This window comes from Streptococcus halitosis, assembly GCF_003143695.2.
GTDB classification, from domain to species: domain Bacteria; phylum Bacillota; class Bacilli; order Lactobacillales; family Streptococcaceae; genus Streptococcus; species Streptococcus halitosis.
Genome location: NZ_QEMY02000001.1, coordinates 269,934 through 296,189, shown reverse-complemented (window position 1 = coordinate 296,189; position 26,256 = coordinate 269,934). Strand labels below are relative to the sequence as shown.

26 protein-coding genes are annotated in these 26,256 nt (G+C 42.9%); 24 read left to right on the top strand and 2 right to left on the bottom strand.

From position 1 onward, the window contains the following. Positions 1-14: 14 nt before the first annotated feature. From DB729_RS01540 to DB729_RS01425, 24 genes are all read left to right on the top strand, one after another. On the top strand, positions 15-923 hold the full coding sequence (locus DB729_RS01540; protein WP_049550257.1) for a magnesium transporter CorA family protein: 909 nt from the start codon (positions 15-17) through the stop codon (positions 921-923). 17 nt (positions 924-940) lie between these two features. Further along, on the top strand, positions 941-1,468 hold the full coding sequence (locus DB729_RS01535) for a YqeG family HAD IIIA-type phosphatase (RefSeq protein ID WP_061588413.1): 528 nt from the start codon (positions 941-943) through the stop codon (positions 1,466-1,468). A 2-nt stretch (positions 1,469-1,470) separates the two neighbouring features. Next, positions 1,471-2,577, top strand: coding sequence for a ribosome biogenesis GTPase YqeH (gene yqeH, locus DB729_RS01530; protein ID WP_109289683.1), 1,107 nt, complete (start codon positions 1,471-1,473; stop codon positions 2,575-2,577). Between the two features lie 220 nt (positions 2,578-2,797). Then, positions 2,798-3,109 carry a ribosome assembly RNA-binding protein YhbY gene (gene yhbY / locus DB729_RS01525; protein WP_000060171.1) on the top strand — a complete coding sequence of 104 codons (312 nt, stop codon included), beginning with the start codon at positions 2,798-2,800 and terminating at the stop codon, positions 3,107-3,109. Positions 3,110-3,159: 50 nt separating this feature from the next. Beyond that, a complete protein-coding gene (locus tag DB729_RS01520; protein WP_084872588.1) occupies positions 3,160-3,789 on the top strand; it encodes a nicotinate-nucleotide adenylyltransferase in 630 nt (209 codons plus the stop codon). Beyond that, a complete protein-coding gene (gene yqeK / locus DB729_RS01515; protein ID WP_109289684.1) occupies positions 3,789-4,382 on the top strand; it encodes a bis(5'-nucleosyl)-tetraphosphatase (symmetrical) YqeK in 594 nt (197 codons plus the stop codon). Before DB729_RS01520 ends, yqeK begins: the two co-directional genes overlap by 1 nt. Beyond that, entirely contained in the window at positions 4,383-4,733 is a 351-nt protein-coding gene (gene rsfS / locus DB729_RS01510) for a ribosome silencing factor (RefSeq protein ID WP_109289685.1), read from the top strand. It begins immediately after the preceding gene. 313 nt (positions 4,734-5,046) lie between these two features. After that, on the top strand, positions 5,047-5,787 hold the full coding sequence (locus tag DB729_RS01505; protein WP_109289829.1) for a class I SAM-dependent DNA methyltransferase: 741 nt from the start codon (positions 5,047-5,049) through the stop codon (positions 5,785-5,787). Between the two features lie 9 nt (positions 5,788-5,796). Further along, complete coding sequence (locus DB729_RS01500; RefSeq protein ID WP_109289686.1) at positions 5,797-6,894, top strand: nucleotidyltransferase; 1,098 nt, start codon at positions 5,797-5,799, stop codon at positions 6,892-6,894. A gap of 132 nt (positions 6,895-7,026) precedes the next feature. Further along, positions 7,027-7,281 carry a type II toxin-antitoxin system Phd/YefM family antitoxin gene (locus DB729_RS01495; protein WP_000388572.1) on the top strand — a complete coding sequence of 85 codons (255 nt, stop codon included), beginning with the start codon at positions 7,027-7,029 and terminating at the stop codon, positions 7,279-7,281. Positions 7,282-7,284: 3 nt separating this feature from the next. Beyond that, entirely contained in the window at positions 7,285-7,539 is a 255-nt protein-coding gene (locus tag DB729_RS01490) for a Txe/YoeB family addiction module toxin (RefSeq protein WP_084940058.1), read from the top strand. A 444-nt stretch (positions 7,540-7,983) separates the two neighbouring features. Further along, entirely contained in the window at positions 7,984-9,321 is a 1,338-nt protein-coding gene (locus DB729_RS01485; RefSeq protein ID WP_244201069.1) for a P-loop NTPase fold protein, read from the top strand. A gap of 275 nt (positions 9,322-9,596) precedes the next feature. After that, positions 9,597-11,210 (top strand): ribonuclease Y, encoded by a 1,614-nt coding sequence (locus tag DB729_RS01480; RefSeq protein ID WP_000404958.1) that lies wholly within the window; start codon positions 9,597-9,599, stop codon positions 11,208-11,210. 134 nt (positions 11,211-11,344) lie between these two features. Beyond that, positions 11,345-11,971, top strand: coding sequence for a guanylate kinase (gene gmk, locus DB729_RS01475; RefSeq protein WP_061588406.1), 627 nt, complete (start codon positions 11,345-11,347; stop codon positions 11,969-11,971). A 24-nt stretch (positions 11,972-11,995) separates the two neighbouring features. Beyond that, complete coding sequence (rpoZ, locus tag DB729_RS01470) at positions 11,996-12,310, top strand: DNA-directed RNA polymerase subunit omega (RefSeq protein ID WP_002874282.1); 315 nt, start codon at positions 11,996-11,998, stop codon at positions 12,308-12,310. A 65-nt stretch (positions 12,311-12,375) separates the two neighbouring features. Further along, positions 12,376-14,772 carry a primosomal protein N' gene (locus tag DB729_RS01465; RefSeq protein WP_109289688.1) on the top strand — a complete coding sequence of 799 codons (2,397 nt, stop codon included), beginning with the start codon at positions 12,376-12,378 and terminating at the stop codon, positions 14,770-14,772. A 12-nt stretch (positions 14,773-14,784) separates the two neighbouring features. Then, a complete protein-coding gene (fmt, locus tag DB729_RS01460; RefSeq protein ID WP_109289689.1) occupies positions 14,785-15,720 on the top strand; it encodes a methionyl-tRNA formyltransferase in 936 nt (311 codons plus the stop codon). Next, positions 15,713-17,026: a 16S rRNA (cytosine(967)-C(5))-methyltransferase RsmB gene (gene rsmB / locus DB729_RS01455; RefSeq protein ID WP_165442213.1), complete on the top strand. Its 1,314-nt coding sequence runs from the start codon at positions 15,713-15,715 to the stop codon at positions 17,024-17,026. Before fmt ends, rsmB begins: the two co-directional genes overlap by 8 nt. 15 nt (positions 17,027-17,041) lie before the next feature. Then, positions 17,042-17,782: a Stp1/IreP family PP2C-type Ser/Thr phosphatase gene (locus DB729_RS01450; RefSeq protein WP_000401532.1), complete on the top strand. Its 741-nt coding sequence runs from the start codon at positions 17,042-17,044 to the stop codon at positions 17,780-17,782. Next, positions 17,779-19,659 (top strand): Stk1 family PASTA domain-containing Ser/Thr kinase, encoded by a 1,881-nt coding sequence (gene pknB, locus DB729_RS01445; RefSeq protein ID WP_033606005.1) that lies wholly within the window; start codon positions 17,779-17,781, stop codon positions 19,657-19,659. Before DB729_RS01450 ends, pknB begins: the two co-directional genes overlap by 4 nt. An 85-nt stretch (positions 19,660-19,744) precedes the next feature. Further along, positions 19,745-20,503 carry a threonine/serine exporter family protein gene (locus tag DB729_RS01440; RefSeq protein ID WP_000344546.1) on the top strand — a complete coding sequence of 253 codons (759 nt, stop codon included), beginning with the start codon at positions 19,745-19,747 and terminating at the stop codon, positions 20,501-20,503. 1 nt (position 20,504) lies between these two features. Continuing rightward, positions 20,505-20,960, top strand: a complete 456-nt coding sequence (locus DB729_RS01435; RefSeq protein ID WP_000176910.1) for a threonine/serine exporter family protein — start codon at positions 20,505-20,507, stop codon at positions 20,958-20,960. A gap of 118 nt (positions 20,961-21,078) precedes the next feature. Further along, entirely contained in the window at positions 21,079-22,251 is a 1,173-nt protein-coding gene (locus DB729_RS01430) for a hydroxymethylglutaryl-CoA synthase (protein WP_165442236.1), read from the top strand. Then, entirely contained in the window at positions 22,251-23,525 is a 1,275-nt protein-coding gene (locus DB729_RS01425) for a hydroxymethylglutaryl-CoA reductase, degradative (protein ID WP_109289692.1), read from the top strand. Before DB729_RS01430 ends, DB729_RS01425 begins: the two co-directional genes overlap by 1 nt. A gap of 34 nt (positions 23,526-23,559) precedes the next feature. Here the strand turns inward: DB729_RS01425 and DB729_RS01420 are convergent, their stop codons facing one another. Both DB729_RS01420 and DB729_RS01415 read right to left on the bottom strand, forming a co-directional pair. Continuing rightward, entirely contained in the window at positions 23,560-24,525 is a 966-nt protein-coding gene (locus tag DB729_RS01420; RefSeq protein ID WP_109289693.1) for a LacI family DNA-binding transcriptional regulator, read from the bottom strand. Beyond that, positions 24,506-25,960 carry a sucrose-6-phosphate hydrolase gene (locus DB729_RS01415; RefSeq protein ID WP_109289694.1) on the bottom strand — a complete coding sequence of 485 codons (1,455 nt, stop codon included), beginning with the start codon at positions 25,958-25,960 and terminating at the stop codon, positions 24,506-24,508. Before DB729_RS01415 ends, DB729_RS01420 begins: the two co-directional genes overlap by 20 nt. Between the last annotated feature and the right edge of the window lie 296 nt (positions 25,961-26,256).

The following is a 26,256-nucleotide window of genomic DNA, read 5'->3' as shown; positions in this document are numbered from 1 at the left end:
GTAAAGGAGAGAGTATGCTATTTGTAGAGAAAAAATTAGGTCACGATTGTACATGGATAGATCTTGATGTAGACAAGATCAAAAACATGGAAGACCTTTCGGATGTCTATGGATTGGACAAGGAAACTATCGAGTATGCTCTGGATAGAAATGAGCGTGCCCACATGGACTATCACCGTGAAACGGGAACGGTAACCTTCATTTATAATGTTCTTGATTTAGAAAAAGATAAAGAATATTATGAAGCGATTCCGATGACCTTTATCGTTGAAAAACAACGGCTGATTACAATTAGCAATCACAAGAATAGTTATGTGATTAAACGTATGGCAACCTACCTTGAAAGCCATGAAGTTGTTTCAATCTATAAATTTCTTTTTGCCAGTTTAGAGATTATTAGCAATGCTTACTATCCAGTGATTGAAGAGATGGATAAAAGTAAGGATGAAATCAGTGCACTTCTTCGTCAAAAAACAACTAAAAAAAATCTTTTTGCCCTCTCTGACTTGGAAACTGGTATGGTTTACCTGACAGCAGCTGCCAAACAAAATCGTCTCCTCTTGGAACACATCCAAGGGCATGCTCTTTATCGCAATTTTAATGAGGTAGAAAGAGAGCAGTTTGACGATGCCATGATTGAAGCACATCAGTTGGTTTCGATGACAGACTTGATTTCTCAAGTTTTGCAACAACTCTCAGCCTCTTACAACAACATCCTAAATAATAATCTAAATGATAATTTGACAACTTTGACAATTATCTCAGTCTTGTTAGCTATCCTTGCGGTTATTACAGGATTCTTCGGAATGAATGTTCCTTTACCGTTTGCAGATGAACCAAATGCTTGGATTTATATTTTGATAGCTAGTCTCATTTTATGGGTAGTCTTAGCCCAATGTTTAAAGAATATTGCTAGAAATTAAAAAGAAAAGGAGCCAGAATGGCGATTGAAAACTACATGCCAGATTTTGCTGTGGAAGCAGTCTATGATTTGACAGTCCCAAGCCTGCAGGCGCAGGGAATCAAGGCTGTTTTGGTCGACTTGGACAATACCCTCATTGCTTGGAACAACCCTGATGGGACACCAGAGATGAAGCAATGGCTACATGATCTCCGTGACGCAGGTATCCGCATCATCGTAGTCTCAAATAACACCAAAAAACGGGTTCAACGTGCAGTTGAGAAATTTGGGATTGATTACGTTTATTGGGCCTTGAAGCCTTTCACATTTGGGATTGACCGTGCTATGAAGGAATTTCACTACGAGAAAAATGAAGTAGTCATGATCGGCGACCAACTCATGACAGATATTCGCGCAGCCCATCGTGCGGGTATTCGCTCAATCTTGGTCAAACCCTTGGTCCAACATGACTCGATTAAAACGCAGATTAACCGAGCTCGCGAGCGCCGTGTCATGCGAAAAATCACTGAAAAGTACGGACCGATTACATATAAAAAAGGAATTTAACTATGGAAGAAATTCTCTGTATTGGTTGTGGAGCAACCATTCAGACGACAGACAAGGCTGGTCTTGGATTTACTCCTCAGTCGGCACTTGAAAAAGGTTTGGAGACTGGTGAAGTTTATTGCCAACGCTGTTTCCGTCTCCGCCATTACAATGAAATTACTGATGTCCAGTTGACGGACGATGATTTCCTCAAGCTCTTGCATGAGGTGGGAGACAGTGATGCCTTAGTGGTCAATGTCATAGATATTTTTGACTTTAATGGCTCTGTCATCCCAGGCTTGCCACGTTTTGTATCGGGCAATGATGTCCTCTTGGTCGGAAATAAAAAAGATATCCTGCCCAAGTCAGTTAAGCCGGGCAAGATTAGCCAGTGGCTGATGGAGCGTGCCCACGAAGAAGGGCTTCGTCCAGTGGATGTCGTCCTAACTTCGGCACAAAACAAGCATGCCATTAAGGAAGTCATTGACAAGATTGAACACTACCGTAAGGGCCGTGATGTCTATGTGGTCGGTGTAACCAACGTTGGAAAATCAACTCTAATCAATGCTATTATCCAAGAAATTACGGGTGACCAGAATGTCATCACGACTTCGCGCTTCCCAGGGACAACCTTGGACAAGATTGAGATTCCACTTGATGACGGATCTTATATCTACGATACGCCGGGAATTATCCACCGTCACCAGATGGCCCACTACTTGACGGCTAAAAACCTCAAGTATGTCAGCCCTAAAAAGGAAATCAAGCCCAAAACCTATCAGCTCAATCCTGAACAAACCCTGTTCTTAGGTGGTTTGGGACGCTTTGACTTCATTGCAGGTGAGAAGCAAGGTTTCACAGCTTTCTTTGACAATGAACTCAAACTCCATCGTACCAAGCTTGAAGGCGCTAGTACCTTTTATGACAAGCACCTTGGAACCCTTTTGACACCACCAAATAGCAAGGAAAAAGAAGATTTTCCAAAACTAGTCCAACATGTCTTTACCATCAAGGACAAAACCGACCTAGTCATCTCAGGCCTAGGCTGGATCCGCGTAACAGGCACCGCCAAAGTCGCCGTCTGGGCACCAGAAGGCGTCGCCGTTGTCACACGCAAAGCAATTATTTAAAAGTATTATAATAAAATCGCTGAGCGAACAAAGTGAGCTCATACAAAGATAGTTATTGCTGTGGTGTGATTGCCAATCGATAGATTGGCAAAGGGTACAATTGAGACCAAGGCTCAATTGTGAGGTCAGGAAATCCATTTTTCAAAGATGAATTCTTTTGAAAATTAGTTCCGACCGTCCCTCACCACCTAAAATAACTATCCAAAAAGGAAGAAAGAATATGTCATTAACATCGAAACAACGTGCCTTCCTCAACAGCCAGGCACATACCCTCAAACCCATCATCCAAATCGGGAAAAATGGACTCAACGACCAAATCAAAACCAGCGTCCGTCAAGCTCTTGACGCCCGTGAATTGATTAAAGTTACGCTCTTGCAAAACACAGATGAAAACATCCACGAAGTAGCTGAAATCTTGGAAGAAGAAATTGGTGTGGATACAGTCCAAAAAATCGGACGCATCTTGATTTTGTATAAACAATCCAGCAAGAAAGAAAATCGCAAGATTTCTAAAAAAGTCAAAGAAATCTAAAACCTACTCCAAACAACTGTTTTTACAGAGAATTAAAGGAAGACGAGCCTATGGCAATCGAATTATTGACTCCCTTTACCAAGGTAGAGTTGGAGCCAGAAATCAAGGAGAAAAAACGCAAACAAGTCGGGATTCTAGGGGGGAATTTTAATCCCGTTCATAATGCCCATCTTATCGTTGCGGACCAAGTCCGACAACAGTTGGGACTGGACCAAGTCCTGCTTATGCCCGAATACCAACCTCCTCATGTAGATAAAAAGGAAACCATCCCCGAGTACCATAGGCTCAAGATGCTTGAATTGGCAATAGAGGGGATTGAAGGTCTGGCCATTGAAACCATTGAGTTAGAGCGCAAGGGCATTTCCTACACCTACGACACCATGAAGATTTTGACAGAGAAACATCCAGACACGGATTATTACTTCATTATCGGGGCTGATATGGTGGACTATCTGCCTAAATGGTACCGAATTGATGAGCTGGTCGACATGGTTCAGTTTGTTGGAGTTCAGCGCCCGCGCTACAAGGCAGGGACTTCCTATCCAGTTATCTGGGTGGATGTGCCTCTCATGGACATCTCGTCCAGCATGGTGCGTGACTTCATTGCCCAAGGTCGGAAGCCCAACTTTCTCCTACCTCAGCCAGTGCTAGACTACATCGAGAAGGAGGGGCTTTACTGATGGCATACCAAGACTATATCAACTGTTCCCGTGAGGTTTTGTTAGAAAGAATGGCAGAGCTTCTACCTGAAAAACGTTTAACCCATTGTTTGGGGGTGGAGCGTGCAGCCATAGAGTTAGCGGAGAGATTTGGAGTCGATACCGAGAAAGCGGGTCTAGCAGGCCTTCTTCATGATTATGCTAAAAAGCTGTCAGATCAGGAATTTCTAGACTTGATTGACCGTCATCAGCTAGACCCTGATCTCAAAAACTGGGGAAATAATGTCTGGCATGGCATGGTTGGCATCTACAAGATTCAGGAAGATTTGGATTTGCATGATCCAGAAATCCTGCGAGCTATTGAAATCCATACAGTTGGGGCTGGTCAGATGGGCGACCTAGATAAAGTTGTCTACGTCGCAGATTATATCGAGCACAATCGTGCCTTCCCAGGCGTGGATGTGGCGCGTGAAATTGCGGAGCTATCTCTCAATAAGGCAGTGGCCTATGAAACAGCTCGTACCGTTGAGCATCTAGCCTATCAGGGATTTCCCATCTATCCCCAAACCCTTGAAACCTATAACGCCTTTGTGCACTATTTGAAAGAGGACTAAATGAACGAAAAAGAATTATTAGAATTAGTCGTGAAAGCGGCTGATGAGAAACGTGCGGAGGATATCCTTGCACTTGATGTACAAAATTTGACCAGCGTGACGGACTACTTTGTCATCACGAGCTCAATGAATAGCCGCCAGTTGGACGCTATCGCTGACAATATCCGTGAAAAAGTAGCTGAAGCTGGCTTTAAAGGCAGTCATGTCGAAGGAGATGCAGCTGGAGGCTGGGTTTTACTAGACCTCGGCGGTGTTGTTGTGCATATCTTCTCAGAAGAAATGCGTGCCCACTATAACCTAGAAAAACTATGGCATGAGGCGGATTCTGTAGATTTATCTGAAACTTTATAGTCTTTTCCTTTATCTTCTATTACGGCGTTAACTCATTTTGTCTAACCCTAGTTATGCCTGCAATTCGTTGCCTAGTACTAAAAGCAAACGAAAAGACTATAGCGTTACAATTGAACTCAGTTGTAGTCAACTGGGTTTCTTTGCTTATTTTAGAAAAAAATGGATAGAAAGGTGAGAGCGTCGTGTTTTGTTCATCTCGAAACTGAACACGAGCTAAAAGCTGCGAGAAAAAGATAAACTTCCTTTGTATCTGGCGATACAGCAGAAAGTTTCCTATTTTCTCCTTGCTTTTAACGCTCTTTGTATCTTAATTATGGCTACTTATGAAACCTTTGCGGCGGTCTATGATGCGGTCATGGATGATAGTTTATACGATAAATGGACGGATTTTTCGCTACGTCATTTGCCTAAGACCAAGGAGAGAAAGAAGCTTTTGGAATTGGCTTGTGGAACAGGTATCCAGTCTGTTCGCTTTTCTCAGGCTGGCTTTGATGTGACAGGACTTGACTTGAGCGCGGGTATGCTGAAGATTGCGGAGAAGAGAGCTACTTCAGCCAAGCAAAAGATTGATTTTATTGAAGGCAATATGCTGGATTTATCTAAGGCTGGTAAATATGATTTTGTGACTTGCTACTCGGACTCTATCTGCTACATGCAGGATGAGGTAGAGGTAGGAGACGTCTTTAAGGAAGTATACAATGCCCTCAATGAAGACGGAGTATTCATCTTTGATGTGCATTCGATCTACCAGACAGATGAAGTATTCCCAGGCTATTCCTACCATGAAAATGCGGAAGATTTTGCTATGCTTTGGGACACCTATGAGGACGAAGCTCCTCACTCCATCGTGCATGAGTTGACCTTCTTTGTCAAGGAAGTGGACGGTTCCTTTAGTCGCCACGATGAAGTGCATGAGGAGCGGACCTATGAGGTCTTGACCTATGATATCTTGCTGGAACAGGCTGGTTTCAAGTTCTTCAAACTCTATGCGGACTTTGAGGATAAGGAGCCGACAGAGACAAGTACCCGTTGGTTTTTTGTAGCGCAAAAGTAGGAGAACATCATGACCATCACAGGTATTATCGTGGAGTTCAATCCTTTTCATAATGGACATAAATACTTGCTTGAGCAGGCGAAGGGACTGAAAATCGTTGCCATGTCTGGGAATTTCATGCAGAGAGGGGAGCCTGCTATCGTGGATAAGTGGACTCGGGCTCAGATGGCGCTTGAAAATGGAGCGGATCTGGTAGTGGAATTGCCCTTTTTAGTCAGTGTTCAGGCGGCAGATTTCTTCGGTCAAGGGGCTGTGGATATCTTGGCGCGGTTAGGTATTGATAGCCTAGCTTTCGGGACAGAGGAAGTTCTGGATTATCAGAAAATTGCTGACTTATACACAGAGCGAGGTACTGAGATGGAGAAATTTGTGGAAAATCTGCCTGATTCACTATCTTATCCCCAGAAAACCCAGGCCATGTGGAAGGAATTTGCTGGTCTTGATTTTTCAGGCCATACCCCCAATCATGTTCTGGCTTTGGCCTATGCCAAGGCGGTTGCAGGACGAAACATCAAGCTTCAGCCGATTCAGCGTCAGGGAGCGGGTTACCATTCTGTGGATAAGGATGTGGACTTTGCCTCGGCAACAGCTCTCCGTCAGCATCAATCAGACCAAGATTTCTTAGAACGCTTTATGCCTTCGGTTGCCCTCTTTGAGCAGGCGAGTAAGGTGAGCTGGGATGACTATTTTCCCTTGCTCCGCTATCAAATCTTGTCAAATCCAGACCTAACCACGATCTATCAGGTCAATCAAGAAATGGCTGTGCGCATCAAGGAAGCTATCAAGACGGCTCAGTCTGTTGACGAATTGGTCGAGGTAGTTGCGACCAAGCGTTATACCAAGGCGCGTGTCAGACGCCTCTTGACCTATATCTTGGTGCAGGCTAGAGAAAGTGACTTGCCAGAAGCCATTCATGTCCTTGGCTTTACCGAAAAAGGCAGACAACACCTCAAGTCTCTGAAAGGGCAGGTCCATCTAGTCAGTCGAATTGGCAAAGAACCTTGGGATGCTATGACTCAAAAGGCAGACCAGATCTACCAACTAGGACACCCAAGTATTGCAGAGCAGAATTTTGGCAGAGTGCCTATCAAAATAGAATTAAACTAAGTCTACTGAAAGGTGGACTTTTTTAGAAGATTTTCGAATAAATAGATGGAAAAGAAAAATCTTGTACAAGTTCCTGACAATTTCTTTCTTTTTGTGTATAATAGTGGAAAAGAGGTAAAATGAGGTATGGTTATGGAAGCAGTTCTTTACTCAACATTTCGAAATCATTTAAAAGACTACATGAAAAAGGTAAACGATGAATTTGAACCTTTGACGGTGGTCAATAAAAATCCAGATGAGGATATTGTAGTCCTTTCAAAGAGCGAGTGGGATAGTATTCAAGAAACCCTGAGAATCGCTCAGAACAAGGAGCTTTCTGACAAGGTCTTGCGAGGAATGGCTCAAGTTCGTGCTGGAAGCACTCAGGTGCATGTGATTGAGGAGTGAGAAATGCTGCTCAAGTTTACGGAAGATGCCTGGGCAGATTATTGCTATTTTCAAAACCAAGATAAGAAAACATTAAAAAGAATCAATAAATTAATCAAGGATATTCAACGCGATCCTTTTGTAGGAATGGGGAAACCAGAACCACTCAAATACGATTACCAAGGAGCCTGGTCTCGTCGCATTGACTCAGAAAATCGCCTGATTTATATGATAGATAGAGATAGCGTGGCTTTCTTGTCCTTCAAAGATCATTACTAAGTCTACTGAAAGATAGGCTTTTTTATTGTAGAAATTTTAGCTAGTAAATTGAAGATAAAGTTTTTGGAAAATGACAGATTTCCTAAGTTAAGAAATCAGTGAAAAAATATTAGTATAATAGTTAGATTCTTGTCCCTTGAATCCGCTTTATAACTCTTATTTTGTGGTATAATCATGATAATATAGATTAAAAGGGGTATATATGAAAAATATAATGACGAGGATTCTTAATTTTTTTCTGAATTTCAAACCATTGAAATATTTATTGAAAAGACCATCATGGAGTAGTAATGTTAGAATTGCTGAGTGGTACAAAATATTTATAGCTAGTATATGGGTACTGTATCTTGTACTTGAGATTGAACAATTTAAACGCTTTGCTTTACCTATTTATAATTTGTATCTAATTATAATTTTTTAAAAGATATTATTTCAATTTTGTATATGAATCGTGTAATAATATTGTTAGTACTGACTATACCAACAATACTATTCTGGTTTTTAGACATAATTTTTAAAAAAGTTAGTTATAAGAAACTGGACCCAGAGCTATTTCCGGAATATGACTTGGATGACTATCCTTATCAAAGTCATCTGGTGGAGTTTTTAAATAGTTCAGATTCTATTCATAATGTCTTCTGGTTGGATGGTTCTTGGGGAAGTGGGAAAACATTTTTTATAAAGACGTTTTTTGAAAATCAAATTTATAAAAAGAAAGAAATCTATTATATTTCCTGTTTTGGGATCAAAACAAGAGATCAAGCCGAGAAAATATTGATTAATGAGATAGAAAAACAATCCATACTCGGAAATTTGGACTTTATTCCATTTATTGGAGGAGTTTTTAAATGGTTCTTTAAAATAGTTGGAGCCAATTTAATGAAGCGAGATTCTATCGTTATTTTTGATGATCTTGAACGGGTTTCATATGTAGCAAAATCAGATGAGCGTTTAGATGAAGCAAAATCTGATAACCCTTCAGATTACAATGATTTATTGGGTTATATTGACTATCTTTCTGAGAATAAAAAATTTAAAATTATTGTAATTTTAAATAGTAAGGAAATAGAATCAACAAAGAAATATCTCATTGATAATAAATTTAAGCTGAATCATAATAGAATGGTATCTACAGGAGAAGTCATAGATAACATTTTGAAAAAGAGTAAATTGAGAGATGATGACTTTGGGAAAATGTTATCATTGATTTTTAAAATTTATTATGTAGATATAGAGGAAAGAGTTGTACAAGATAAAAATAATAATTCAAAAGCAAAAAAACCAAATCTGAGAGAGTTCCAGAAGTCGTTAGAAGAACTTTCAAATAGAACTGATAATAATGAGAAAGCAGACTACATTATTAAGTGGATGAATGGTTGCGAGGAAACAGAGAGTGTACTTATGTCACTTGTGAAATATTTTGAAGAGAAGCCGACAGAATATATGGGGTATCTGTATGACACCTTAGATAGTGAACTTTATCGGGATGAGATTGATAAAGCAATTCTAAAAGAGGAATATTCTAGTATTACTTCGGAAAATATTATCGAAGTTATTGATAAGAAAAAATCGTATTTTGAAGAGTTGTTATATTTTTTATGGAAAAAAAGTTCGGAGATAAATGAGTTAAGAATCTTGGGGTATGAATACAATCGAAATGACGACTTTGAATTTGAAATTTCTAAAAAATATCCTTATTATGATTATGAAGAATTAGAATATGATAAAGTAAAACGATATTTCGAAAAAAGAGAAGACAGAGAAGTTTTGGATAGCATTTAATTAAATATTTTTTAATTAGGTTCTTTAAAGGCTGTAGATTTCAATTTTTTACTGATTTGTATCTGATTTTTAAAAATAAGTAAGAGAGCTATAAATTGTGATAGCCTAATACTAGTAATTTAGAAAAAGTAGAATTTTTTGGAAGATTCATTGTCTAAAATTCGTCCTAAAATTCACACAAAACTCTTCAATTTGGGTTTGTGAAAATCGGTTTTTTATGATAGAATATTAAGGAATGTATGTCATTCGATAAACAAATTTAATGAGGTAAAAACATGGAAATCATGACACTTGCGATTGCTGTTTTTGCCGTCATCATTGGTTTAGTCATTGGATATGTCAGCATCTCAGCTAAGATGAAATCATCTCAAGAGGCTGCAGAGTTGATGCTTCTAAATGCTGAACAAGAAGCAACTAATTTACGAGGACAAGCTGAGCGCGAAGCGGATTTATTGCTAAATGAAGCCAAGAGCGAAAGCAAGTCTCTTAAAAAAGAAGCACTATTGGAGGCCAAAGAGGAAGCCAGAAAATACCGTGAAGAAGTGGACGCTGAATTTAAGTCAGAACGTCAGGAGCTCAAGCAAATTGAAAGTCGTTTGACGGAGAGAGCTACGAGCCTTGACCGTAAGGACGACAATTTGACGAACAAAGAAAAAACACTTGAACAAAAAGAACAAAGTATTTCTGATAGAGCAAAAAACCTTGATGCACGTGAAGAGCAATTAGAGGAAGTCGAAAGACAAAAAGAAGCTGAACTTGAACGTATCGGTTCCCTTTCCCAAACTGAGGCTCGAGATATTATCTTGGCTCAGACAGAGGAAAACTTGACTAAGGAAATTGCTAGCCGCATTCGTGAGGCTGAGCAAGAAGTGAAGGAACGTTCAGACAAGATTGCGAAAGATATCTTGGTTCAGGCTATGCAGCGTATCGCTGGTGACTATGTAGCAGAGTCAACAAACTCGACAGTTCACCTACCAGATGATACTATGAAGGGTCGCATTATCGGTCGTGAAGGGCGAAATATTCGTACCTTTGAAAGTTTGACAGGGGTCGATGTGATTATCGACGATACACCGGAAGTGGTGACCTTGTCAGGATTTGATCCAATTCGTCGTGAAATTGCTCGTATGACCATGGAAATGTTGCTCAAGGATGGCCGTATCCACCCAGCTCGTATCGAGGAGTTGGTGGAGAAAAACCGTCAGGAGATTGACAATAAAATCCGTGAATACGGTGAGGCTGCTGCTTATGAGATTGGTGCGCCTAACCTCCATCCAGACTTGATGAAGATCATGGGACGTTTGCAGTTCCGTACTTCATATGGACAAAATGTCTTGCGTCATTCGATTGAGGTTGCTAAGTTATCTGGTATCATTGCCAGTGAACTTGGTGAAAATGCAGCTCTTGCCCGTCGTGCTGGATTCCTTCATGACATAGGGAAAGCTATTGACCGCGAGGTTGAAGGTAGTCACGTTGAGATTGGTACGGAGTTGGCTCGTAAGTACAAGGAACACCCAGTTGTGGTGAATACTATTGCTAGCCACCACGGAGATGTCGAAGCCGAAAGCGTCATTGCAGTGATCGTTGCTGCAGCAGATGCCTTGAGTGCAGCGCGTCCAGGTGCTCGTAGTGAATCTCTTGAAAACTATATCAAGCGTCTCCACGATTTGGAAGAAATCGCCAATGGCTTTGAAGGAGTGCAAAATAGCTTTGCCCTTCAAGCAGGACGTGAAATTCGTATCATGGTTAATCCAGGACAAATCAAAGACGACAAAGTCACAATCTTGGCTCACAAAGTTCGTGAGAAAATTGAAAACAATCTCGATTACCCAGGAAATATCAAGGTAACCGTGATCCGTGAACTTCGTGCAGTAGATTATGCTAAATAAATAAGAAAGAGCAGTTGAAAAATTACTGCTTTTTTGTTACACTAGATAGAAAGACTGTAGAAGGATAACTGACGCGATCATCAGTATCCGAGAGAAATTTTACTTTATTTCACAGACTAACTAAAGGAGACATAATGGCAGACCGAGGCTTGCTAATCGTTTTTTCTGGTCCTTCAGGAGTTGGGAAAGGAACGGTTAGAAGAGAGATTTTTGAGAGTTCTGAGAATCAATTTCAATACTCTGTATCGATGACGACACGCGCGCAACGTCTTGGTGAAGTGGACGGAGTGGACTATTTCTTCCGTACTCGTGAAGAGTTTGAAGAGCTGATCCGTCAAGGTCAGATGTTGGAATATGCAGAATATGTCGGTAATTACTATGGAACTCCTCTGACCTATGTCAATGAAACCCTGGACAAGGGAATCGATGTCTTTCTTGAGATTGAAGTCCAAGGAGCCCTTCAGGTTAAGAAAAAAGTTCCAGATGCTGTCTTTATCTTCCTAACACCACCAGATTTGGATGAATTACAAGATCGTTTGGTAGGTCGTGGAACAGATAGCGCTGAAGTGATTGCCCAACGAATCGAAAAAGCCAAGGAAGAAATTGCCCTCATGCGTGAGTATGATTATGCCATTGTCAACGATCAGGTGCCCCTCGCTGCTGAACGTGTCAAGCGTGTGATCGAAGCAGAACACTTCCGTGTGGACCGTGTCATTGGTCACTACCAGGAGATGTTGCCAAAATCTCCAACTACTCGATAAACTATAGGAAATAGGTACAAGCAAATGATGTTAAAACCCTCTATTGATACCTTGCTAGACAAGGTACCATCAAAATATTCACTCGTAATCTTGGAAGCAAAACGCGCCCACGAACTAGAAGCCGGTGCGCCAGCAACTCAAGAGTTTAAGTCTGAAAAATCAACTCTTCGCGCTTTGGAAGAAATCGAGTCTGGAAATGTAACCATTCACCCAGATCCAGAAGGAAAACGTGAAGCGGTTCGTCTCCGTATCGAAGAAGAAAAACGCCGCAAAGAAGAAGAAGAAAAGAAAATCAAAGAGCAAATCGCTAAAGAAAAAGAAGATGGTGAAAAAATTTAAGGTTGGGGGGACTCAATCTTATTTTTTCTATTGCAAGAATTTACTGACAAGAAGGAGGTGAGAAGATGGCGATCGCAAAGATTATCGTAGATGTTCCCCTGATGCAGACGGACCAGCCCTATAGTTATAAGGTCCCAGAGGAATTTGTAGAGATGCTGGAAGTCGGTATGCGGGTCCATGTTCCTTTTGGCAAAGGCAATCGCTTGATCCAAGGAATTGTGCTTGGCTTGGAGTCCCAGTCGGATGAAGAAGCTGCCAATCAGGACTTGAAGGAGATTGCAGAGGTGCTGGATTTTTCCCCTGTTCTCACTCAAGAGCAACTCTGGCTGGCTGAGGAGTTACGCAAGTCTGTCTTTTCTTACAAAATCTCCATTCTAAAAGCCATGTTGCCTGGATTTTTAAGCTCCAGTTATGATAAGATTCTCTATCCTCTGGAAGGTCTGAGTCAGGCAGACCGAGAGCGTCTGTTTGGTTCAGAAGATTCGCTAGCCTTTTCTTCTCTAGACCTTGCCAAACAGGCAGAAATGATGCGCTTGACCAGAAAAGGGCTGCTCCGCTTAGAATACCAGGCAGTCGATCAAAAGAAGGTCAAGACCCAGTCTTGGTATGAGATTGATGCTACTCGACTAGAGCAGATTGAGATTTCTGCGCGTGCTAAGAAAAAGGCAGAGCTGAGAGACTATCTGCTAGCTCATTCTGAAAGTGCTCCTCTGGCTAGCTTGTTAGAGTCTTATTCGCGGGAGCAAGTCAACTTCTTTGTGGAACAAGGAGCTCTAACCCTAGTCCAAAAGGAAGTGCAACGCTCAGCTGCTTATTTCGAAGGCATTGAGGCCAGTCAGCCTTTGTCTCTGAACCCAGAGCAAAGACAAGCTCGCGATGCCGTTGTCAGTGCTATTGGTAGTCAACAGCCTCCATTCCTCCTTCAAGGGATTACAGGAAGTGGGAAAACGGAGGTTTACTTACAGATCATCCAAGGAGCCTTGGACAAGGGGAAGACAGCTATTTTACTGGTTCCTGAGATTTCTCTGACGCCACAAATGACGGAGCGTTTTATTGCTCGATTTGGTGAGAAAGTGGCTATTCTTCACTCAGGCCTGTCCAATGGTGAAAAGTACGACGAATGGCGCAAGGTTGAGCGTGGCGATGCCCAAGTTGTTGTTGGCGCTCGATCAGCTATCTTTGCTCCTTTGAAAAATCTAGGTGTTATAATTATCGACGAAGAGCATGAAGCTAGCTACAAGCAAGACAGCAATCCCCGTTATCATGCTAGAGAGGTCTCCATTTTACGGGCTCAGTACAATCAAGCAGCCCTAGTCCTTGGTTCGGCAACACCGAGCTTAGAGAGCCGTGCGCGGGCTGGAAAAGGCGTCTATCAACACTTACGTCTGACCCAACGGGCCAATCCTTTAGCCACCATTCCTGAGGTTCAAGTGATTGACTTTCGGGACTATATCGGGCAGAATGAGACGTCAAACTTTACGCCTCCTTTGCTAGAGGCCATCCAAGACCGTTTGGATAAAAAAGAGCAGGTAGTCCTCATGCTCAACCGTCGGGGCTATTCTAGCTTTGTCATGTGTCGGGAGTGTGGGACGGTGGATACTTGTCCCAACTGTGACATTTCTCTCACCCTGCATATGGATACCAAGACTATGAACTGCCATTACTGTGGCTTTTCGAAGGGGATTCCTCAGGTCTGTCCCAACTGTCAGAGTCGCAGTATTCGTTACTACGGGACGGGGACTCAGAAAGCCTACGATGAGCTAGCAGAGCTCTTTCCTCAGGCTCGCATTCTGCGGATGGATGTGGATACGACTCGCAAGAAAGGCAGTCACCAAGCTCTTCTGGACCAGTTTGGCCGAGGGGAAGCAGATATCTTGCTGGGAACTCAGATGATTGCTAAGGGCTTGGATTTTCCAAATGTGACCCTAGTCGGAGTCCTCAATGCGGATACAGCCCTAAACTTGCCTGATTTTCGTTCTTCCGAGAGAACCTTCCAACTCTTAACTCAGGTGGCAGGCCGTGCAGGTCGAGCGGAAAAGGCTGGGCAGGTCTTGATCCAGTCATACAATCCGGAACACTATGCCATTCGTTTTGCAAAAGATCAGGATTACGAAGGCTTTTACACTTATGAAATGAGTATCAGGCGCCAACTTGGCTACCCACCTTATTATTTCACTATTGGGATTACCCTCTCTCACAAGAACGAAGAAGAGGTTGTCAAACGTGCCTATGAAGTTATGGGGATTTTGCGCTCAGGTTTATCGGAAACTAGTAAAATCCTTGGACCAACGCCAAAACCCATCGCCCGTACCCACAACCTTTATCATTACCAGATTTTGATTAAATACCGTTTAGAAGATGAGCTGGGACCAACTCTCAATCGAGTTTTGGCCTTGACTCAAGAACGGGAAAATAGCGAGCTCCGTCTCAGCATTGACCATGAGCCGCAGCAATTTTTATAAGAAGGAGAAAAAATGACAAGACTAATCTTTATGGGAACTCCCGATTTTTCAGCGACAGTTTTGAAGGGGTTGTTATCAGATGACCGTTACGAGATTCTAGCTGTTGTGACCCAGCCAGACCGCGCTGTCGGCCGTAAAAAAGTGATCCAAGAAACCCCAGTCAAGCAGGCTGCTAAAGAAGAAGGCCTTCCTATCTACCAGCCTGAAAAATTATCTGGAAGTCCAGAGATGGAAGACATTATGAAGCTAGGGGCGGATGGGATTGTGACCGCTGCTTTTGGGCAGTTCCTCCCAAGTAAACTCCTTGATAGCATGAACTTTGCGGTCAACGTTCACGCTTCCCTCCTTCCAAAACACCGTGGTGGCGCCCCCATTCATTATGCCTTGATTCAAGGGGATGAGGAAGCTGGTGTGACCATTATGGAGATGGTTAAGGAAATGGATGCAGGGGATATGATTTCTCGTCGCAGTATTCCTATCACTGATGAGGATAATGTTGGAACCTTGTTTGAGAAATTAGCGATTGTTGGTCGTGACTTGCTCTTGGACACCCTTCCTGGTTATATTGCTGGGGAGATCAAACCTGTGCCTCAAGATCCTAGTCAGGTCACTTTCTCGCCAAATATTAAGCCAGAAGAAGAGAAACTCGATTGGACTAAAACCAATCGTCAACTCTTCAACCAAATACGTGGCATGAATCCATGGCCTGTTGCCCACACTTTTCTCAAGGGTGATCGCTTTAAGATTTATGAAGCCCTGCCAGTAGAAGGTCAGGGAGCTCCAGGTGAGATTCTGTCTATTGGCAAGAAGGAATTGATTGTCGCAACGGCTGAAGGTGCTCTGTCTCTTAAGCAAGTGCAGCCAGCTGGGAAGCCTAAGATGGACATTGCTTCCTTCCTCAACGGAGTGGGACGGACATTGACTGTAGGAGAACGATTTGGTGACTAAAGTAGAAACGGCTAGAAGTCTAGCTCTAGCAGTATTAGAGGATGTTTTTATCAACCAAGCATATTCCAATATTGCCTTAAACAAACACCTTAAGGGGAGTCAACTCTCAGCAGCAGATAAGGGCTTGGTGACAGAGATTGTCTACGGAACGGTAGCCCGAAAACTCACCCTGGAATGGTACCTGTCCCACTTTATCGAAGACAGAGATAAGCTAGATAACTGGCTCTATATCCTGCTCCTTCTGAGCGCCTACCAACTTCGGTATCTAGATAAGATTCCTAATCACGCTGTTGTCAATGAAGCGGTAGAGCTAGCCAAAGCCCGTAAAAAAGGCAGTGAAAAATTAGTCAACGCCGTCCTTCGTCGTATCTTACGAGAAGGCTGGCCAGATATTGACAGCATTAAGCGAAAAAATAAGCGTGATTCCATTGTCTATTCTCTCCCAGTTTGGCTAGTATCTAAACTCAAGGAAGAATACGGTGAAGAGCGAGCACAAGCCATCTTTAAAAGTCTCTTGGTGCGCAACAAAGCCAGTATTCGTGTAGCCGATTTGAGCCGAAAAGAGGAAATCAAAGCTTTGTTAGAGGCGACTGATTCCCCTTTGGCTGCCACTGGTCTGGTCAAGGAGCAAGGCCACTTTGCAGGCCATGATTTGTTTGCGGATGGAGCCATTACCATCCAAGACGAATCCAGTCAATTGGTTGCTCCGACTCTTGATCTACAAGGTGATGAACAGGTCTTGGATGCCTGTGCCGCTCCGGGTGGAAAAACAGCCCATATGGCCTCTTACCTCACATCCGGTAAGGTGACGGCTTTGGATCTTTATGATCATAAGTTGGACTTGATCCAAGAAAATGCGGAGCGTTTAGGTGTGGCAGATCGAGTGCAAACACAAAAATTGGATGCCAGAAAAGTGCATGAGTTTTTTGGTCGAGACTCTTTTGATAAGATTTTGGTAGATGCTCCCTGTTCTGGGATTGGACTTTTACGCCGCAAACCAGACATCAAATACAATAAAGAAACAGCAGATTTCACATCCTTACAGGAAATTCAGCTGGAAATATTAGGTAGTGTTTGTCAAACACTACGTAAAGGTGGTATAATAACGTATAGTACCTGTACTATTGTCTCTGAGGAGAACTTTCAAGTTGTTGAAGCATTTTTAGAAAGTCATCCCGAGTTCGAGCAGGTTAAACTAGAACACGAATGTAAAGATATCCTGAAAGATGGTTGCATCCTGATCACTCCAGAATTGTATGGAAGTGATGGATTCTTTATCAGCCAATTTCGCAAGATATCAGAATAGGAAGGAACTGACACAATGGAAATAGCATTATTAACAGATGTTGGTCAGAAACGGACAAATAATCAGGACTATGTCAATCACTTTGTCAACCGAGCAGGACGCACTATGATTATCTTGGCTGACGGGATGGGAGGACACCGTGCAGGAAATATCGCTAGTGAGATGGCGGTCACAGACCTCGGTGTAGATTGGGTAGATACCCAAATCGACTCAGTCAATGAAGTTCGTGAGTGGTTTGCCCACTACCTGGAGATTGAAAATCAAAAAATTCATCAACTAGGTCAGGACGAAGCTTACAGAGGCATGGGAACAACGCTAGAAGCTGTTGCGTTTATTGACAACCAAGCCATCTATGCTCACATTGGAGATTCTCGTATCGGTTTGATTCGTGGAGAAGAATACCACCAGTTGACGAGTGACCATTCTTTGGTTAATGAATTGCTCAAGGCTGGTCAATTGACTCCAGAAGAAGCAGAAACTCACCCTCAAAAGAATATCATTACCCAGTCTATCGGACAAAAAGATGAAATCCAGCCAGATTTTGGGATGATTACACTGGAGTCAGGAGATTATCTCTTGCTCAATAGTGATGGTTTGACCAATATGATTTCGGCAAGCGAAATTTATGATATTGTAACCAGTGATATTTCCCTAGCAGACAAGGCGGCAACCCTCATTCGTTTTGCTAACAATGCAGGAGGTTTAGACAACATTACGGTTGCCCTTGTTTACATGAACGAGGAGGCGGCAGAATGATCCAAATCGGCAAGATTTTTGCCGGGCGGTATCGGATTGTCAAGCAGATTGGTCGAGGAGGCATGGCAGATGTTTACTTGGCCAAGGATTTGATCCTAGATGGGGAAGAGGTGGCAGTTAAGGTCCTGAGGACCAACTACCAGACGGACCCGATTGCTGTGGCACGTTTCCAGCGGGAAGCGAGGGCTATGGCGGATCTGGACCATCCTCATATCGTCCGGATAACAGATATCGGTGAGGAAGATGGCCAACAGTACCTAGCTATGGAATACGTAGCAGGACTTGACCTCAAGCGTTATATCAAAGAACACTATCCTCTTTCAAATGAAGAAGCGGTTCGGATTATGGGACAGATTCTTTTGGCTATGCGTTTAGCTCATGCTAGAGGAATTGTTCACCGAGATTTGAAACCTCAAAATATCCTCTTGACACCAGATGGAACTGCTAAAGTTACTGACTTTGGGATTGCAGTGGCCTTTGCAGAGACGAGTCTGACCCAGACCAACTCGATGCTGGGTTCGGTTCATTATTTGTCACCTGAGCAAGCGCGTGGTTCTAAAGCGACTTTCCAGAGTGATATCTATGCAATGGGGATTATCTTCTATGAGATGCTGACGGGACATATCCCTTATGATGGAGATAGCGCGGTTACGATTGCCCTCCAGCATTTCCAGAAGCCACTTCCGTCCGTCATTGCTGAAAACCCATCTGTCCCTCAGGCTTTGGAAAATGTTGTCATCAAGGCAACTGCTAAGAAATTGTCTGATCGCTATCAGTCTGTTTCAGAAATGTATATGGACTTGTCAACTAGCTTGTCTTATAATCGTCGAAATGAACCGAAACTGATCTTTGATGATGCGAGTAAGGCAGACACGAAGACTTTACCTAAAGTTCCACAAAGTACACTGACCTCGATTCCAAAAGCTCCGGCGCAGGAAGAACGTCCTCAGTCAAAGAAATTAACACCAGAGCAAGCACCTACGCAAAAGCCAACTAAAAAGCGGAAGTTTAAGGCTCGCTATATGATTCTTTTAGCTAGTCTTCTATTAGTTGCAGCCTCTTTGGTCTGGATTTTATCTAGAACACCAGCAACGATTGCTATTCCTGATGTGGCTGGACAAACTGTTGCAGAGGCAAAAGAAGCTCTTAAAAAATCCAAGTTTGAAGCCGGTGAAGAAAAGTCAGAAGCCAGCGACACAGTAGCGGAAGGACGCGTTATTCGAACCGATCCGGAAGCTGGTAGTGGCCGAAAAGAAGGGACCAAGGTCAATTTGATTGTTTCTTCTGGGAAGCAATCCTTCCAATTGAGCAATTACGTCGGACGCAAGTACACGGAAGTTGTAGCCGAACTCAAGGAGAAGAAGGTTCCTGAGAATCTAATCAAGATGGAAGAGGAAGAATCCAGCGAAAGCGAACCTGGAATTATTCTCAGACAAAGTCCTGCGGCAGGTACGACTTATGATCTTTCAAAAGCCAGCACAATTACTTTAACAGTTGCTAAGAGAGTAACAAGTGTTTCTATGCCAAGTTATATTGGTTCAAGTCTCGAATTTACAAAGAATAATTTGACTCAGATTGTCGGTGTAAAAGAGGCCAATATTGAGGTTGTCGAGGTTTCGACTGCTCCTGAAGGAACAGCAGAAGGTACAGTTGTAGATCAAACACCAAAAGCGGGTGAACAGGTTGACCTTGCTAGCACGCGTATCAAACTTTCCATCTACAAACCGAAAACACCACCATCAACTTCATCTTCTAGTTCTGCACAACGTGGGAACCAAGGTTCTTCTACAACTCCAAATCAGGGGAACCAACAAGGAAACACTCCTTCAACTAGTCAATCAAATAGTGAAGGAACCCGTGAAAGTTCTCGAGATTAAACGAATCTTTGTCATGATTTCATGACAAAGATTTTTTTTCATTGATTTTTGTGATAAAATATAGGAAACAGAAAAGGAGGAGAAAATGGACGAATCGAGAGAGTTGAATGCCGTCATTGATGTGATTATGCTAGCTGGAACCATTCTCTTAAAAAGCGGTTCGGAGATTTATCGGGTGGAGGACACCATGATCCGTATCGCTCATTCACAGGGAATAGTGGATTGCAACGTTCTTGCCATGCCAGCAGCTATTTTCTTTTCTATTGAGAATACCAATATTTCTCGTATGAAACGAGTAACTTCTTCCTCCTACAACATCGAAAAAGTCTGCGATGTGAACCAAGTATCACGGGAGCTTGTCGGAGGGCAGATCGATCTCTCTACGGCTTTTGAAAGGCTAAAGGAAATCAGGAATCAAGCTCTTCCTTATACCAAGTTCCAAGTGACTATTGCAGCAACTCTCAGTGCCCCTTTTTTCTCGATTATGTTCGGGGGGAATACCTATGATGCTTTTGGTGCAGCCATTGCGACCTTACTTGGTTTTGCTTTTTCTCTCTATGTAGAGAAGTTTGTCCGCATTCCTTTTGTAACCGCCTTTGCGGGTGCCTTTGTTTTTGGATTGATTGCCCAGTTCTGGGCCCGCTATACAGGATTTCCTTCGACGGCAGACTTGATCATAGCGGGAGCCGTCATGCCTTTTGTTCCAGGGATTGCTCTGACAAATGCAGTTCGGGATATCATGACCAACCATATCAACTCTGGTATGAGCAAGATGTTTGAATCCTTGCTCATTACCCTCGCTTTAGGGGCCGGCACCTCCGTCGCCCTGGTTTTGATGACATAAGATGACTCTAACAAGTATTTTACTCCAAGCAGTGGCGAGTTTACTCGCCATTATCACCTTTCTAATCGTACTAAATGTTCAGCGTTCCATGCTCCTACCTGGTGGTGTTCTGGGAATGGGTGTCTGGCTCCTCTACCTCGTGCTCAAAGAACCAACCAATGTTATTGTTGCGACCTTTATTGCAGCGGTGGTTGGTTCTTGTATCAGCCAAATTTTAAGTATTGTATATAAGACGCCAGCAGTGGTCTTTGTCTTGGCCATTCTTGCCCCCTTGGTGCCCGGTTATCTATCCTATCGAACGACAGCCTTCTTTGTGACAGGCGATTACAGTCATGCCCTTACCAGTGCAACACTAGTAGTTATGTTGGCTCTAGTCATTTCTATCGGGATGGCAAGTGGAACAGTGATTCTGAAACTTTATTACTATATCCGAAAACAGCGAGGCATATCCTCCTAATGCTGTCAAAGCAAAGACTTGATTTGTTGAATCAAGTCTTTTTTCTCTCATTTGTTCCTATTTGTGATAAAATAGAATAGAACGATTTTTTACAATGAATGAAAAAACAGAGGTAAATATGACAATCGGTATTGATAAGATTGGTTTTGCGACCAGTCAATATGTCTTGAAATTACAAGACCTAGCAGAAGCAAGAGGAGTTGATCCGGATAAATATAGTAAGGGTCTCTTATTAAACGAAATTAGCATTGCACCATTGACTGAGGATGTTGTCACCTTAGCTGCCAGTGCAAGCAACTCTATCCTCACAGATAAAGAAAAAGAAGAAATCGACATGGTCATCGTGGCGACCGAGTCAGGAATTGACCAGAGTAAGGCAGCAGCGGTCTTTGTTCACGGTCTATTAGGTATCCAGCCGTTCGCTCGCAGTTTTGAAATCAAAGAAGCTTGTTACGGAGCAACAGCTGCCCTCCATTATGCCAAGTTGCATGTGGAAAATTCTCCAAAGTCCAAGGTCTTGGTCATCGCTAGCGATATTGCCAAGTATGGTGTAACGGCTCCAGGTGAACCAACTCAGGGAGCTGGGAGTGTGGCGATGTTGATTACGCAAAATCCGCGTACCATGGCCTTTAACAATGATAATGTTGCCCAAACGCGTGATATTATGGATTTCTGGCGCCCAAACTATTCAACCACTCCTTATGTAAACGGTTTGTACTCAACTCAGCAATATCTTGACAGTCTTACGACGACTTGGGATGAATACAAGAAACGTTTTGATTGGACTATGAATGATTTTGCGGCCATCTGCTTCCACTTACCTTATCCTAAGTTGGCCCTAAAAGGCTTGCGCAAGATGATGGATAAGACTTTGTCTCAGGAGAAAAAGGATAGTCTGCAAGAAAACTTTGATAAGTCCATTCTCTACAGTCAGATGATTGGGAATATCTACACAGGTTCCCTCTTCCTTGGGCTTCTCTCCCTTTTGGAAAATGCAGAAAATTTGAAGGCTGGAGATAAAATTGTCCTCTACAGTTACGGAAGTGGAGCGGTTTCAGAGTTCTTTAGTGGAGAACTGGTAGAAGGTTATGAAACTTACCTTGATAAGGATCGCTTGAGCAAACTCAAGCAACGTACAGCATTGTCTGTTGAAGACTATGAAAAAGTCTTCTTCGAAGAGGTAGAGTTGGATGAATCTGGTTCAGCCCAGTTTGCAGGTTTTGAAAATCAAGACTATGCCTTGGTTGAAATTCTCGACCACCAACGTCGTTATAGCAAGGTTGAAAAATAATGAAGTTAAGTTGGAATGGATTTTCTAAAAAGTCATACCATGAGCGCCTTGAGTTACTGAAAGATCAGGCGCTCCTTAGTCCTGAAAAGCAAACCAGTCTGGAGCAGGATGAACAAATCAGCTTGGCGGTTGCAGATCAGCTGAGTGAGAATGTAGTGGGAACTTTTTCTCTGCCTTATTCTATCATTCCAGAGCTTTTGGTGAACGGTCAGGACTACACAGTTCCCTATGTGATAGAAGAACCCTCAGTGGTTGCTGCGGCCAGCTATGCAAGTAAAATCATCAAGCGAGCAGGTGGCTTTACTGCTCAAGTACATGAGCGCCAGATGATTGGTCAGGTAGCCCTTTATCAAGTTGCTAATCCAGATCTAGCGCAAGAGAAGATTGCCAGCAAGAAGGCGGAGCTCTTAGAACTTGCCAATCAAGCCTATCCCTCCATCGTCAAACGTGGTGGTGGGGCGCGTGATTTGCATGTAGAGCAGATCAAAGGTGAAACAGACTTTCTCGTCGTCTATCTCCATGTCGATACTCAGGAAGCCATGGGAGCCAATATGCTTAACACCATGCTGGAAGCCTTGAAACCAGTCTTAGAAGAACTCAGTCAGGGACAGAGTCTTATGGGAATTTTGTCCAACTACGCGACCGATTCTCTGGTGACTGCAAGCTGTCGTATCGCCTTTCGCTACTTGAGTCCCCAAAGGGACCAAGGACGAGAAATTGCGGAGAAAATAGCTTTGGCTAGCCAGTTTGCACAGGCTGATCCCTACCGAGCAGCTACTCACAATAAAGGGATTTTTAATGGTATTGATGCCATTTTGATTGCCACTGGTAATGACTGGCGTGCCATCGAAGCTGGGGCCCATGCCTTTGCCAGTCGAGATGGACGCTATCAAGGTCTTAGTCAATGGACACTGGACATGGAAAGAGAAGAATTGGTCGGTGAGATGACCCTACCCATGCCGGTAGCGACCAAGGGTGGCTCAATCGGTCTCAACCCGCGTGTAGCCCTCAGTCATGAACTACTGGGAAATCCTTCTGCCAAAGAATTAGCTCAGATTATCGTATCCATCGGTCTCGCCCAAAACTTTGCGGCCCTCAAAGCCTTGGTAAGTACGGGTATCCAGCAAGGCCACATGAAATTGCAGGCCAAATCCCTAGCTCTCCTAGCAGGTGCTAGTGAGTCCGAAGTTGCTCCTCTCGTTGAGCGCCTCATCGCAGATAAAACCTTTAACTTAGAGACAGCCCAGCGTTATCTCGAAAACTTAAGATCATAAAAAACTCAGACGAATTCGTCTGAGTTTTTTGTACTTAAATACTTTTTCCTGGTAATAGGGTGACTGGTAAGAAGTAACCAGTTGTCGCAACTTCCTTGCCTTCAATCTTCTGCAAGAGGAGATCGACAGTGAGGTGGGCAATCTCTTTCATAGGTTGCTTAATCGTTGTCAGGTGAGGGTAGTAGTTCTCGATAAAATAAGTCCCATCATAGCCGATGACCTTGAGCTCTTCAGGAACAGAAATTCCCAGCTCCTGAGCGATTTTGATCACCAGAATAGCTGTCAAATCATCCGAAGCAAAAATCGCATCTGGTTTCTGATGGGTCAAGATATTCTTGATTTCCATTTCTTTTCTGACGGGAGAAAAGTCACTCGAAACATTGATAATAGGCGCTTTCGGGAGAACAGAGGCAAAGCCAGCATGGCGCAGTCCAGTTGGTGAGTTAGAGTTATCATTTCCTGTAATCATGATGATAGACTGAGCGCCTGTCTTAACCAGAGTTTGGGCTGCGAGGACCCCGCCACCGTAGTTATCAGAGGAGACGACAGGGATGTCTGGCGATAGGTTTCGGTCAAAGGAAATGATCGGTGCCGTCACACGATTGTAGTCTTCAATTCCCAAGTTGTGACTTCCAGAAATGATACCGTCTACCTGATTGGCCTCCAGCATTTCAATGTACTCCCGTTCTTTTTCAGAGTCATGCTCGCTGTTACAGATGATGGTCTTGTACCCATTCTTGAAGAGCTGATGTTCCAACTTGTCAATCAACTCCGCATAAAAGATATGACTGATGTTTGGGAAAATAAGTCCAATCAACTTGGCAGATTTTCCTTGGAGGCTTCGAGCCAGATTGTTAGGCTTGTAGCCTAGCTCTCGCATGGCTTCATTAACCTTTTGAATGGTTTTCTCAGATAGATAACCCTTTTTATTGATGACCCGTGAGACGGTAGTGGGGCTGACGCCTGCAAGTTTTGCGACATCAGTTAGTTTTGCGACCATAATCTAATTCATAGTAAGTTCCAGTTGGGTTTCCAGACTTGATGAGGATCCCATTTTGGTCCGCATGTGGGAAGACACGACCAGAAAATACTTTTTCTCCTTTATTGATGAAAATTTCAAAGACTGACTTGTCGATGAAGATAGTAGCAGTAGTAGCCTGATTATCGATAGGGCAAGAACGAGTCGTCCCAAATTCTTGGGCATACTGTTCTCCAGACTGGCTACGATCCACTGTCACTTGACCATTTGCAAGGTCAAAGTTGATTGAAAGTCCCTTGCCTTCTTTATCAGCAAGTAAGACAATCTCGCTCTGACTATTGGCTTCTATGTTTAGTTCGATTTCGTAGGTGTTATTGGTTTGAGTACGATTCGAGAAGACTTCTTCAGAAGCACGGAGGTCCTTGATAGCTGCGACTGGATATTGGTAGAGTTTGCCGTCTTTGATGGTCAGTTCCTTAACCAGTGAGAGGGCACCTTGATAATCAAATCGATCAGATGGGTAGGCTATATCTGGTAAACCAAGCCAACTTACTGCTAGTGCACGTCCGTCAGGAGCATTGAAGGCTTGAGTTGCATAGGCCTCGAAACCATAGTCTAGATTATGAAGTTGAGACACATCTACCATTTTAGCATTTTCAGGATCAAAGGAAGCCCCAATTTTGTACATATTTGGAAAGATATTATCGTAGTCTAGAACTTTTTTATCCAATCCTTGTGGACAGTAGAGAAGGACAGGTTGCTCGCTTACAAAGACCAGATTTGGGCATTCCATCATGTAGGCAGTGCGATCGTTAGCGAAGTCAAGGTCGCCAACTGCTTGCCAGTTTGTGTAGTCGTTGTCCACAGCCTTGTAGAGACGGACGAAGCCTTTTTTCTCCAAATCCTGTCCACCGACGATAGCATAGTATTGACCTTTGAAGTCAAAAATTTGTGGGTCGCGGAAGTGGTCAGTAGAGTCAGATGGTTGGTCAATCAAGATCTTGTCAATCTTTGTAATCTTGCCATCTTTATCCATCAAAGCACCAATCTGGTATGGGTGACGAATCCAGTTTTCATCACGGACATTTCCTGTATAAAACAAGAACAAGTTATCGCCAAATTGCATGGCAGAACCAGAGTAGGCACCGTGGCTATCTAATGGAGTATCAGGCAAAACTTTGACTCCAGTTTCTGTGAAGTGTACTAGATCATCACTTTCAAGCTGCACCCAAGACTTCAATCCATGGGCTGCACCAAAGGGGAAGTTCTGGTAAAAGAGAATCCATTTGCCATCAAAATAAGAAAAGCCATTTGGATCATTGAGAAGCCCCATTTTAGGCTCGACATGGTAACGAGTATGCCAAGGAGATTGTGCCATCTTTTCCTTGATTTGCTTGACTTCATCATTTGTCCAGTCTTCGTAGCGTCTGTAACGACGCTCAGTTGTCCATTCCATTTTATCTTTCCTCCATAAGTTCTATTCTATTATTAATAGTAAACGTTTTCGACAAAAAAAGCAAGTCTTTTATGTTAAAAAAGAGAAAAATATGTCAAACGATTACCAGAAATTAAGCAAAGGAAATTTGACAAATTTTCACGAAAAAATGAAAGAAAATGTAAATAAAAAGCTTTGAACCCTCTAACATAAGGATATTTTTTTGAGGAAAAAGAAAATATCCCTCAAAAACGAGCAAGAATAATCAGGAGTAAAAGAAGTAAAATAAAAATTTCTGCAAAACGCTTGACATATTT